This is a genomic window from Janthinobacterium sp. GW822-FHT07H11 (assembly GCF_058798615.1).
Window position 1 is genome coordinate 5,074,491 of sequence record NZ_CM179507.1, and the last position, 12,268, is coordinate 5,086,758.

A 12,268-nucleotide genomic window follows, 5' to 3' on the forward strand; every position below is an offset into this window, starting at 1 on the left:
TATCCTTGGGGCTCAGTACATCAGTACGACAGCGCAACTCTGAAATGCAGGCGGTTGGCGTCGCGGCGGCCCGTCTGGCCGGGGTTGAGCACATGCGCGTAGTCCAATTGCAGGTTGGCGTAGCGGTTCAACAGGATGCGCAGGCCCAGGCCGCTTGAACCGATCGCCATGCTGTCGATTTCGCCGGGCAAGACATGATTGCGGCGCACCCAGGCCGTGTCATAAAACGCCAGGGCGCGGCACTGGTAGCCGCCATCGCCGCACCAGTTCGGCGTGTACAGTTCCAGATTCAGGTTGGCGCCGGAATCGTTCGCCACTTCGCGTTCCAGGAAGCCGCGCACGGTGGCCGCGCCACCGACGCCGAACTGCTCGCCCGGCACCAGCGCATCGGGCGTGTACTGGCCGTTGAATAAGGCGCGCCATTGCCAGTCGTTGTCCAGCACCTGGGCATGACTGGCGCTCAGGCGCAAGGTGCTGTAGCCGGCCTTGGCGCCGAAACGTGCCAGCGTAAAATCCTGCTGGCCGCCATTCTTGCCGCCGGGAATATTGCGCGCCAGAGTCAGGCCCACGCTGGCCTCGCCACGTGGCAAGCTCCAGGCGCCGATATAGGCGATGCTGACGGGGTGCACCGTCACGTCGGTGCCCAGCTCCATGCCGAAGAACTGCAGGCTGTTGCGGTAGGCCTTGAAGTCCAGGCCATACACCAGCTTGGGTTCATAGTTGTCGCGCTTGCCGAAGTTCTGGTTGTAGCGCGCGCCGGCGGTGGTGCCGCGGCCGCTGACGGCCAGATCAAAAATACCGGCCGCGACGCTGCCCGAATCGACGTTCGAATAACTGGCAAAAAAGTCCAGCGAGTCGCCCAGCGCATACAGCGGCACGTGGTAGCCGAGGCCATACACAGCAACCTGGTTGGCGTGCTCGAGCGAGGTGGTGTATTGCAGGCTGGCCACATGATCGCGGCCCCACAGGTTGGCATGCTGCAGCACCACGCCGGCGTGGGTCTTGCCGGAGTCCTTGCTGCCGGTATTGTCGAGGTTGAGCGTGGCTTTCCAGGCGCGTTCGTCCGCCACCGCGATGCTGGCGTCGACCGTGCCGTCGGCCTCGCCGGTAGCCAGCCTGACTTCCATCTTGCGGGCCGGATTTTCATTGGCCAGCTTCAGGCTTTGCCCCAGGGCCGACATGTTCGGCGTCTGCCCTTCGACCAGGGCCGGCAAGGCGCGCCGCACATTGGCATCGTCGACATACTGGTTACCGCTGATGGCCACCTTGCCAACCTGCGTCTGCACCACTTCCAGGTGCACGGCGCCATGCGCCAGCTCCTGTTCCGGCAAGGCCACCAGCACCATGGTGTAGCCGCGCGCGCGGTAGGCGTTTTCCAGCGCCTCGACGGCTTGCTGGATGGCGCCAAAGTCGCGCTGCGGGCCGGCGAACGGCGCCACCAGCGATTGCACCAGTTGCGGCCCCAGCAAGGTATCGCCGCTGACCTCGTAGCTGGCGATATCAAACAGCGGGACGGCACTGTCGGCGGCGGGGGTTTGGGCGTTTGCGCATGCCGCGCAGAACAACAGCGCGGGACCTGCAAGCAGGCGCACCAGACGATAATTCATGTGTGAGAATTCTTGTGGTTGCATGGCCAGCCAGGCGCGGCTAGACCATCAATTAATTAAAAGCAAAGTTTAGACGGATTTTCGTTTCCAGTCAGAAATTTCTCTGCTGGCGATGCTTACTTGGTCTGGAAGTTGGTCACACCATCCCAGTCTTCGCCAGGCGGCGTTTCGCGATACTGGCGCAGGCGCCCGGCGTACAGCTGGCGCAGTCCATCGTCTGGCAGTTCCGATAAGATTGCCTCTGCGCCATCCCAGTCGCGCACACGCAACAGTTCCAGCACGCGCGACCAACGCGCCAGCAGCGCCAGTTCGCCGGCATCGGCTTCGGCAAGCAAGCAGCGCGGCTCGAAAATGGCCACCGGTTCGGTCTTGCCCTTGACCCGCACGCGGTCCAGTTCGCGGTAGGCGAATTGCGGCGCCTGCGCACGCGTGAATTCGCTCACGGCGATGCCCACGCCATACACCTTGGTCATGCCTTCCAGGCGCGCGCCCAGGTTGACGGCGTCGCCCATCACGGTGTAGGCGCGGCGGATGCGCGAGCCCATGTCGCCCACGTGCATCAAGCCGCTGTTGAGGCCAATGCCGATCTGCAGCGCCGGCCAGCCGCGCGCCTGGAATTGCTGGTTCAATCGACCTGCGCTGCGCTGCATCAGCAGGGCGCTGGCCACGGCCCGGCCCGCATGGTCGGGAAACGCCACCGGCGCCCCCCAGAACGCCATCACGGCGTCGCCGATATATTTGTCCAGCGTGCCGCCGTGGCTGTCGCGGATGTCTTCCGACATGGCCGTCAGGTACTGGTTGATATATTCGCGCAACTGCTGCGGCGTCATCTGTTCCGAAATGGCCGTAAAGCCGCGCACGTCGGCAAACAGCACCGTCAGCTCGCGGCTTTCGCCATGCATGCTGTAGCGGTCGGGATTGTCGGCCATCTGCGCCACCAGTTCCGGCGCCACGTACTGGCCGAAGCGCGACACCAGCGCCCTGCCCTTGCGCACTTCAAAAAAATAGCCCCAGGCCAGATTGGCGACGAACAGCGCCGCAATCAACAGCAGCAACACGGCAACATCGAGCGCCACGTCGAAGTAGTGATACAAGCACCAGTTCAGGCCCAGCGCGCCGGCCAGCGCCGCGCCGGCCAGCAACACGGCCGCCGCCGGCGCGGCCAGCGCCAGTGCGCCGCCGAGCAGCAAGCCCACCAGCACCACCTGGCCGAACTCGATCGCCAGCGCATAGTCGGGTCGCGACTTGAAATGGCCGTCAAGGATGGATTTGATCAGGTTGGCGTGCACTTCCACACCGGGAAACTCGGCATTGACGGGCGTGGCGCGAATATCGTTCAGGCCGGCGGCAGTGGTACCCACCAGCACGATGGCGCCGTGCAGCACGTCCGTCGGCACCGCCCCCATCAGCACGTCGGCCGCCGACACATAGCGGAAGGCGCCACCGTCCGGGCCGCCCTTGCCACGAAACTCGATGGTGGTGGTCAAGGCTTCGCCCACCGGGATATCGAGGCGTCCGCGCGGCGTAAATACGGCGATGCGGTCCAGGCCGCCGTGCTCGCGCTCGGCCTCGGACAACTTGTCGGCGGTCTGGCCGAACACGGGCGCGATCGCGCGCGCCTTCAGGTACACGCTGGCCGTGGCCAGCGACAGCGACGGGTAATACGCGTCGCCGATGCGCGCAAGCAGGGTCGATGAGCGCAGCACGCCGTCGCTGTCGGTCAGGGCCGTGAAGATGCCGGCCCCTTGCGCCGCCTGTTGCAGCTGCGCCAGGTTGGCTGCATAGCCGGGCGACGTAAACGCCGTCACCGTACGCCCGTTCAGATCAAGCACGGTGAACGCCGGCTTGGGCAGCATGCCTTTCTTTTGCCGGTCCGACACGCTATAGCCCAGCACCACCGGCTGGCCGCGCATCGCCTCGGCAAACAGGGCGTCGTAATCCATCCGCGGTTTCAGGCGCTCCAGCTGGTCGCTCAAGCCCGGCACGCCGGCCAGTTCGCCCTTGGCCAGTTCGGCCAGCACGCCATAGCCGGAACTGCTGTCAGGTTCGGGAAACGAGATATCGAAGCCGACCGCCGCCACGCCATAGTGGCCCGTCAATTGCGTCACCAGCCGCGCCTGCACGTCGCGGCCCCAGGGATAGCGGCCGATCTGGTTCAGGCTTTTTTCATCGATATCGACGATCACGATGCGCTTGTCGAGCTGCGGCGCTTCGGCGCGCATGCGCATGTCGCCCAGCATGGCGTCGAGCCGGCCCAGGGTATCGACGCCGAAGAGACCGATGCTGGCGCAGGCGGCCAGCAGCGTCAACAGCGCGCCCAGCAGCAGCCGCGCGCCATGCTTTTTCATTACCGCAAGCCAGCGCATCAGGGCACGTAACCGGGAATGGCCGCCTCGTCGATGGCGTCGATCTGTTCGGGATGCATGTGCTGCCGGGCAAACGTCAGGTACACCTTGCTGCGAATAAAGACATCGAACAGGTCGGGATCGATATGGCCGTTCAGGCTGAAGTGGCCCAGGATGCGCAGCGACTCGGACAGCGACTTGCCCTTTTTATAAGGACGGTCGCGCGCCGTCAGCGCCTCGAAAATATCGGCGATCGCCATCAGCCGCGCCGGCACCGACATCTGCTCGCGCGTCAGCCCGCGCGGATAGCCCTTGCCATCCATGCGCTCGTGATGGCCACCCGCGTATTCCGGCACCTTTTGCAAATGCTTGGGCCACGGCAATGCTTCGAGCATGCGGATCGACACCGAAATATGGTTGTTGATGATCTTGCGCTCGGCATCGGTCAGGGTGCCGAAACGGATCGTCAGATTCTCCAGCTCATTGACGTCAAGAAAATCGCGCTCGACACCGTCGGGGCCGGTCCAGCGCCGCGCCGCGATCGCGCGCACCCGTTCCTGGTCGGCCGGCGACATGCCTTCGCCGCCGATATTGGCATGGCGTAAAAAGTCGCGCTCTTCGCGCAGCACAACTTGCTGCTGCTGCAATGCTTGCGCGATCTCCTGCTGGCGTTCGGGAGCCGCCAGTTGTTCTTTTAATGCGGCAATTTCCACGTCGCGCAGCAGTACTTCGAAGCGCGTGTCGACCAGGTGGATGCGGTCATGGATGGTTTCCAGCTTGGTGGCCTTGTCGACCACGTGCACCGGGGTGGTGATCTTGCCGCAATCGTGCAAGAGGCCAGCCAGCCACAGCTGCTTGCGTTCGTTCTCGCTCAGCTGGAAAGCGGCCATCGGCCCTGTATCGACCGCATGCACGGCGTCGGCCAGCATCATCGTCAGTTGCGGCACGAACTGGCAATGGCGGCCCGTGTACGGCGACTTTTCATCGATGCCGATATTGATCAGGGTGACCAACGACTCCAGCAACTGTTCCAGTTGGCGCAGCAGCAATTGATTGGTCAGCGCCACCGCAGCCTGCGCCGCCAGCGCCTCGATAAAGCGCTGGTCGGTGGCGGAAAACGCCTGCACCGCGCCGGTCGCGCGATCCTGGGCATTGATCAATTGCAGCACGCCGATCAGTTCACCTTCATGATCGCTCATCGGCACCGTCAGGAAGGACGTGGAACGGTAGCCATAATGGCCGTCAAAGGCGCGCATGCCCGAGAAATTGAATTCGCCCGACTGGTACACATCGTCGATATTGACCGACACGCGGCGATGCGCGGCATACGCCGCCACCGATGCCAGGTTGGGCGCGCCGTCTTCCAGCCACAGCGCCACGCCCGGCACGCCGACCGCCACGCCGGCGCTGGCGCCCTGGCGCAGCCCCAGGCTGTCGTTGATACTGATATGAAATTCCAGGCTGTGCCCATCGGCGCTGGGACGGTACAAGGTGCCGCCGTCGGCGCCCGTCATGTCCTTGGCGACCAGCACGATGCGTTCGAGCAGGGGCGTGATATCGCCGCCGTGCAGCATGCCTGCCGCCGCGCCACGGCCCAGTTCGACGCTCAGTTCAGTCAGCTGGTCGAGCCGCTGGGCGATTTGCTCGGGGTGCGGCTGCAGCATGATGGAGGACTGGGGAAGTGGCAACAACCGCAAGTGTACCGTTGCCAGCTGCCGGCTGTACATTACAAAAAGGCAACAACTGAAAAAAGATTTCCGAAACACAACAACCATTAAAAATGCCGTTTCTTGCCCGACAATTAGAATAGAATCAACAATCGTTACACTATAACAAGGCAGCGATGAAATTCACCTTCAGGGGCGTGCGCGGTTCGATCCCCTCGCCCGGCCCGCACACGGTGCGCTACGGCGGCAACACGACCTGCATCGAAGTACGCACGGCCAGCGACGCCCTGCTGGTACTCGATGGCGGCAGCGGTATCTTTGCCCTGGCCAGCGCACTGCCGCCAGGACCCGCCACGGCCCACATCCTGATCACCCACAGCCACTGGGACCATATCCACGGCCTGCCCATGTTCGCCCCGCTGTTCATCCACGGCAGTCGCGTGCGCCTGTATGGCGCGGCGGACGCGGCCGGCAATGGCATCGAACACGTGATGGCCACGCAGTTGCAGAACAATTATTTTCCCGTCAGCGAAGCGGCCATGGCGGCCGAGATCGGCTACCACACCCTGGCCGTCGGCGAGCGCGCGGAAGTGGCCGACGCAGTGGTGACGAATGCCGAAATGAACCACCCGGTGATCAACCTCGGCTACCGCATCGAGTCCGGCGGCGCCTCGCTGTTTTTCAGCGGCGACCATGAACCGTTCAACAATCCGCATGCCAGCGGCTCGCCCGCATATTCGGCCTGCCAGGCCATGATCGCGCAGCGCCAGGCCGCCATCGACCAGACCATTGCCGGCGTCGACGCCCTGATCATGGACTGCTCGTACACGCGCGACGAATACGAGGCCAAGCGCGGCTGGGGCCACGGCACCTTCGACGGCGCGTTGGAACTGGCCCTGCGCTGCGGCGCCAAACGGCTGTATTGCACCCACCATGAACCGGGCCGCAGCGACGATCAATTGGAAGCGGCTTTTGCCGACGTGATGGCGCGCTTTGCCGGGCGGCTGGGGGCCTTGCAGGTGTTCCTGGCGGCCGAGGGCATGACCGTCGAGCTGGGCTAAGAGCCTATCCCAGTAGGGAGCGTCTTCTGCTGGCAGTTCATCAGGAGTGCGGACAAGGCGTGAGGAGGACGCGTGGCGAGCCACGCGACGACGATCAACGCAGTCCCCGCTTCTGAGGGGCGCCAGCAGGGGATGTATTCATCTACTGGGACAGGCTCTAAGGCCTGTATATGTTGGGTAGCGAACGGTGAATCCGGCGCAAGCGCAGCATGATGACTGCTTGTTTATTCAAGGACACTGCCATGACCCAGCAAAGCGAAAAAGCGCGCGAACAGCAGCAGCGCGAAGACCAGCAAGCCCAGCATGAAGCGAACAAGAGCCGCCAGCAGGCAGAGCAGAACAAGGGCGCGATCCGCCAGAATGACGGCCTGAAACCGCACCATGGTGGCGACAAGGGTCCGCGCGGCCAGTAATTCTCGACCACCAGACAGGCGCCGCGGCGCCTGTTTCATTTGGCGCTGCCACTGCATGAAACACCTGCTGACGATTGCTGGCCTTGCTCGCGGCGTTTGCCGTGATGGGCGCCGCCCCTGTCGTGTGCCAGGTGCTGTTGGTACTGCCGTGCATCGGCTATGCGCGCCGGCGCGCCAGAGCAGCCCACATCGACAGATAAAAAAAAGGGAGCCTGGACGGCTCCCTTTTCAATCGCGACGGTACTTCATCACATGATGTGGTGGCCAATCCACCAGGCGATCGCGGCGACGAAGGCCGAAGCCGGAATCGTGAAGATCCAGGCCCAGACGATATTGCCCGCCACGCCCCAGCGCACGGCCGACATCTTTTGTGCCGAGCCGACGCCGACGATGGCGCCCGTGATGGTGTGCGTGGTCGACACGGGAATGCCCAGCGCCGTCGAGACGAACAGCGTGATGGCGCCGCCCGTTTCGGCGCAGAAGCCGCCCACCGGTTTGAGCTTGGTGATTTTCTGGCCCATGGTCTTGACGATGCGCCAGCCGCCGAACAGCGTACCGAAGCTGATCGCCGTGTAGCACGAGATGATGACCCACAGCGGCGGCATGGCGTCGGCCGCGTTCGAGTAGCCGGCGGCGATCAGCAGCATCCAGATGATGCCGATGGTCTTTTGCGCATCGTTGCCGCCGTGGCCCAGGCTGTAGGCGGCCGCCGATGCCAGTTGCAAACGGCGGAACCACTTGTCGACCTTGCGCGGCGTCGAACGGACAAAAATCCACGACACGAGCAGCATCATGATCGAGCCGAACACGAAGCCCAGCACCGGTGCGATGACGATGAAGGCCACGGTTTTCCACAGGCCGGCCGCGACCAGCGCGCCCGTGCCCGACTTGGCGACGGCGGCGCCCACCAGGCCGCCGATCAGCGCGTGCGAGGACGACGAGGGAATGCCGTAGTACCAGGTAAACAAATTCCAGAAGATGGCGCCCATCAGCGCGCCGAAGATCACGTACTGGTCGATCACCGCGGGGTCGATGGTGCCCTTGCCCACCGTGGCGGCCACGGTCAGCTGGTGGAAGACGAAGATGGCGACAAAGTTGAACGTGGCGGCCATGGCAACCGCGGTCTGCGGTTTCAATACGCCCGTCGAGACCACCGTGGCGATCGCGTTGGCGGCATCGTGGAAGCCGTTCATGAAGTCAAACAGCAGCGCCAGGACGATCAACAGGCCTAGCACGTAGATGCTGATTTGTATGGTCATTATAGTTTCTTTTCTGATTCTGGTTCAGGACAGGCCCAACGCTTACGCGTTTTCGACGATGATGCCTTCGATAATATTGGACACATCTTCGCAACGGTCGGTCACGGTTTCCAGAATTTCGTAGATCGCTTTCAGCTTGATCAGGTTGCGCACGTCCGGCTCGTCGCGGAACAGCTTGGACATGGCGGCGCGCATCACGTGGTCGGCGTCCGATTCCAGGCGGTCGATCTCTTCGCAGATGGCGACGATCTTGCGCGAGTTATCCATGTTGTGCAGCATGGCGACGGCGTCGCGCACTTTTTCGGTACAGGCCAGCACCAGTTCGGCCAGGCGCTTGGCTTCCGGCGTGACGGCTTTCAGGTCGTACAGCGAGACGGTTTGCGCCGCATCTTCCAGCAGGTCGAGGATGTCGTCCTGGCGCGTGATCAGCTGATGGATGTCGTCGCGGTCGATCGGCGTGATGAAGGTCTTGTGCAGCATTTCCACGGTGGCGTAGGTGACTTTGTCCGCCTGTTTCTCGATGCTTTCGATCGCATGCACGCGGTTTTCCAGGTCGTCGAAATTGGTCATCAGGCCGAGCATCTCTTTCGCGCCCTTGACGCACAGTTCCGCGTGCTGGTTAAACAATTCAAAAAACTTGCCCTCAGTGGGCATCAAGCGTCCAAACATGTCATTCTCCGTTAAGCATTGAGTCGTGTTATTTACTACAGAAAGCCGCCCCGTATGAGGGGGCGGCCAATGGAATTGCCAGTGCTGCTGAGTCTTAGTCGCCTTGGTAGAGCGCCAGGCCACCACTGTAATTGCCAAATTTGGTGTACTGCCCCATGAAGGTGAGGCGGATGCTGCCGATTGGACCGTTACGCTGTTTGCCGATGATGATTTCGGCCGTCCCCTTGTCGGGCGAGTCGGGGTTATACACCTCGTCGCGGTAAATGAACAGGATCACGTCGGCATCCTGCTCGATAGCGCCCGATTCGCGCAAGTCGGACATCACGGGCCGCTTGTTCGGGCGTTGCTCCAGCGAGCGGTTCAGCTGCGACAGCGCGATCACGGGGCAGCCAAGTTCTTTCGCCAGCCCTTTCAAGCCGCGCGAAATCTCGGAAATCTCGGTGGCGCGGTTGTCGCCCGGCGTATTGGCCGACATCAGCTGCAAGTAATCGACGATGATCAGGCCCAGCTTGCCGCATTGGCGCGACAAGCGGCGCGAGCGGGCGCGCAGCTCGATGGAATTGAGCGCCGGCGTTTCATCGATGTACAGCTGCGCGTCGTTCATCTTCTGGATCGCGTTCGTCAGGCGCGGCCAGTCTTCGTCGTTCAGGCGGCCCGTGCGCAGGCGGTGCTGGTCCAGCTGCCCCACGGAACCGAGCATACGCATGGCCAGCTGGGCGCCGCCCATCTCCATCGAGAACACGGCCACGGGCAAGCCGCTGTCGATGGCCACGTTTTCGCCGATGTTGACGGAAAACGCCGTCTTGCCCATCGATGGGCGGCCCGCCACGATCACCAGGTCGCCCGGCTGCAGGCCCGAGGTCATGCGGTCGAGGTCGATGAAACCGGTGGGCACGCCCGTGATTTCACTCTGGTTGTCGCGGCTGTACAGTTCGTCGATGCGCTCGACCACCTGCGTCAGCAGGGGCTGGATGGCGGTCCAGCCCTGGGCGCCGCGCGCGCCCTCTTCGGCGATGGCGAAAATCTTCGACTCGGCCTCGTCAAGCATCTGCTTGACTTCCTTGCCTTGCGGGCTGAACGCCGTGCCGGAGATATCGTCGGCCACCGTGATGAGTTTGCGCAGCACGCCGCGGTCGCGCACGATCTCGGCATAACGGCGGATGTTGGCGGCCGATGGCGTGTTTTGCGCCATGGCGTTCAGGTAAGCGAGTCCGCCCACATCCTCGGCCTTGCCGAGCTGGGTCAGGGTTTCAAAAACAGTAATGACATCGGCTGGCTTGGAAGCGTTAACCATCTTGACGATTTGCTCGAAGATGATGCGATGGTCATAGCGATAGAAATCCTCCGCGTGCATGAAGTCGGCGATGCGGTCATATGCGGCATTGTCGCGCAGCAGACCACCAATGACGGATTGTTCTGCTTCGATCGAATGCGGCGGAATACGGAGGGAATCCAGTTGCGGATCAGAGGGGGCGTTCATGGCGCGAATTATACCCGCTTCGGCGTGCGGGCAAAAAAAAAGGGCGAAAAATCAGCGAAAAAAAGACGACAAAAAAGCCGGGCGAACCCGGCTTTTCATAGTACTTGACAGTACGGTAGCGCATGCGGGCCAGGCCCGCAGACGATTACGCGTTCGCGTCTGGAACGACAGCGATGACAACTTCCACGACCACGTCGGTGTGCAGAGCAACCGAAACGTTGTGCTCGCCAACGATCTTCAGCGGGCCGGTAGGCATGCGGATTTGTGCTTTTTCAACAGCAAAACCTTGCTTGGTCAGCGCTTCAGCGATGTCGAAGTTGGTGACGGAACCGAACAGACGGCCATCGACGCCAGCTTTTTGAGCAACTTGAACGGTCAGGCCGCTCAGTTTTTCGCCCTGGGCTTGCGATGCAGCCAGTTTGGCGGCAGCAGCTTTTTCCAGTTCGGCGCGCTTGACTTCGAATTCAGCAACGGCCGAAGCCGTGGCACGACGTGCCAGGCGTTGTGGGATCAGGAAGTTACGTGCGTAACCGTCTTTGACTTTGACGACTTCGCCGAGGTTACCGACGTTAACAACTTTTTCTAACAGAATGATTTGCATAGTTCTTCTCCAGGAATATCTGACCGATTAAGCGTGGTGCAGATCGGTGTATGGCAGCAGCGCGAGGAAGCGAGCGCGCTTGATTGCGGTGTCGACTTGGCGCTGGTAGTGCGCTTTGGTACCGGTCAGGCGTGCTGGCATGATCTTGCCGTTTTCTTGGACGAAGTCTTTCAGCGTGTCGACGTCTTTGTAGTCGACTTGCTCAACGTGAGCTGCGGTGAAGCGGCAGAACTTCTTGCGTTTGAACAACGGATTTTGCTGTTTGCGTTTTTCTTTAAGCTTGAGCTTATTTTTGTCGAACTTTTTACCGAATGCCATGTCAGGCTCCTGTATCTAAAATGCGCTAGTCGGGAATGACTGCACTAAAATCAATGATGTGAAACACCAAACTCTTGCTGTTGCGGCTCTTCCTGGCCAGGAAACCCGTGAACTGATATACCCCGCCCAAGCTTGCCTGACTGAACCGGCCTGAGATTTCGCCAGCGGCTAGCGCGGCAACATCAAACTCGGTCAAACGGGCAATTCCTGCTTCCATCTGCTGCGAACTGTGTTGCAATACTGCATTCACAATCGGCAGCCCTGCCGGGGTATAGCGCAATATTTCGCGCTCGGCAATGATGGCGGTAACTTGTAGCTGGTTCAGCGCACGATCCTGGTCAAGAATTAAGCTGCTGCTGCGGCTGGAGCGGCTGCTGGTGCTTCGGTGCGGTGGCTTTTGGCCGCGTCTTCGCGTTGTACCGATTTCATCATCGGCGAAGGAGCTGTTTCAGCTTTCTTCATTTTAACGGTCAGGTGACGCAACACGGCATCATTGAATTTGAATGCTGTTTCCAACTCGACCAGGGTCTCGTTGTCGCATTCGATGTTCAGGCAGATGTAGTGTGCTTTAGGCAGCTTTTGGATCGAGTAAGCCATTTGACGGCGGCCCCAATCTTCCACGCGGTGAACCGAACCGCCGCGGGTGGTTACGCTGGCTTTGTAGCGTTCGATCATCGCGGGCACTTGCTCGCTTTGGTCCGGATGGACGATAAAGACTATTTCATAATGACGCATGCAAACTCCTTCAGGTCGGATTGATAATCGCCCACCCCGGCGTCAAGACGGGTGTGGGAAGGTCAGCCGAAGATTATAACCGCTATTGGCGAAGTATTCAATCATTCCTTCCG

12 protein-coding genes are annotated in these 12,268 nt (G+C 61.5%); 2 read left to right on the forward strand and 10 right to left on the reverse strand.

Going from position 1 to position 12,268, the window contains the following annotated elements:
* Positions 1 to 20: 20 nt before the first annotated feature.
* The 3 genes from AC3RCJ_RS22335 to AC3RCJ_RS22345 form a co-directional block, all read right to left on the reverse strand.
* A complete protein-coding gene (locus tag AC3RCJ_RS22335) occupies positions 21 to 1,607 on the reverse strand; it encodes a ShlB/FhaC/HecB family hemolysin secretion/activation protein (RefSeq protein WP_492964253.1) in 1,587 nt (528 codons plus the stop codon).
* Positions 1,608 to 1,723: 116 nt separating this feature from the next.
* Complete coding sequence (locus AC3RCJ_RS22340) at positions 1,724 to 3,955, reverse strand: CHASE2 domain-containing protein (RefSeq protein WP_492964254.1); 2,232 nt, start codon at positions 3,953 to 3,955, stop codon at positions 1,724 to 1,726.
* A gap of 17 nt (positions 3,956 to 3,972) precedes the next feature.
* Complete coding sequence (locus tag AC3RCJ_RS22345; RefSeq protein WP_492964255.1) at positions 3,973 to 5,616, reverse strand: HD domain-containing phosphohydrolase; 1,644 nt, start codon at positions 5,614 to 5,616, stop codon at positions 3,973 to 3,975.
* A gap of 179 nt (positions 5,617 to 5,795) precedes the next feature.
* Here AC3RCJ_RS22345 and AC3RCJ_RS22350 point away from each other — a divergent pair, with 179 nt between their 5' ends.
* Entirely contained in the window at positions 5,796 to 6,680 is an 885-nt protein-coding gene (locus AC3RCJ_RS22350) for an MBL fold metallo-hydrolase (RefSeq protein WP_492964256.1), read from the forward strand.
* Between the two features lie 242 nt (positions 6,681 to 6,922).
* Entirely contained in the window at positions 6,923 to 7,093 is a 171-nt protein-coding gene (locus AC3RCJ_RS22355; RefSeq protein ID WP_492964257.1) for a hypothetical protein, read from the forward strand.
* Positions 7,094 to 7,341: 248 nt separating this feature from the next.
* Here AC3RCJ_RS22355 and AC3RCJ_RS22360 read toward each other — a convergent pair whose 3' ends face one another.
* The 7 genes from AC3RCJ_RS22360 to rpsF form a co-directional block, all read right to left on the reverse strand.
* Positions 7,342 to 8,355, reverse strand: coding sequence for an inorganic phosphate transporter (locus AC3RCJ_RS22360; protein ID WP_492964273.1), 1,014 nt, complete (start codon positions 8,353 to 8,355; stop codon positions 7,342 to 7,344).
* Positions 8,356 to 8,394: 39 nt separating this feature from the next.
* Positions 8,395 to 9,021, reverse strand: coding sequence for a DUF47 domain-containing protein (locus AC3RCJ_RS22365; protein WP_010400015.1), 627 nt, complete (start codon positions 9,019 to 9,021; stop codon positions 8,395 to 8,397).
* Between the two features lie 94 nt (positions 9,022 to 9,115).
* Positions 9,116 to 10,501, reverse strand: a complete 1,386-nt coding sequence (locus AC3RCJ_RS22370; RefSeq protein ID WP_071322553.1) for a replicative DNA helicase — start codon at positions 10,499 to 10,501, stop codon at positions 9,116 to 9,118.
* Between the two features lie 145 nt (positions 10,502 to 10,646).
* On the reverse strand, positions 10,647 to 11,102 hold the full coding sequence (rplI, locus tag AC3RCJ_RS22375) for a 50S ribosomal protein L9 (protein WP_492964258.1): 456 nt from the start codon (positions 11,100 to 11,102) through the stop codon (positions 10,647 to 10,649).
* A 27-nt stretch (positions 11,103 to 11,129) separates the two neighbouring features.
* On the reverse strand, positions 11,130 to 11,420 hold the full coding sequence (rpsR, locus tag AC3RCJ_RS22380) for a 30S ribosomal protein S18 (protein WP_010400024.1): 291 nt from the start codon (positions 11,418 to 11,420) through the stop codon (positions 11,130 to 11,132).
* A 25-nt stretch (positions 11,421 to 11,445) separates the two neighbouring features.
* Positions 11,446 to 11,745 carry a primosomal replication protein N gene (priB, locus tag AC3RCJ_RS22385; RefSeq protein ID WP_086144118.1) on the reverse strand — a complete coding sequence of 100 codons (300 nt, stop codon included), beginning with the start codon at positions 11,743 to 11,745 and terminating at the stop codon, positions 11,446 to 11,448.
* A gap of 20 nt (positions 11,746 to 11,765) precedes the next feature.
* Entirely contained in the window at positions 11,766 to 12,155 is a 390-nt protein-coding gene (rpsF, locus tag AC3RCJ_RS22390; RefSeq protein WP_034750499.1) for a 30S ribosomal protein S6, read from the reverse strand.
* Positions 12,156 to 12,268 lie beyond the last annotated feature (113 nt).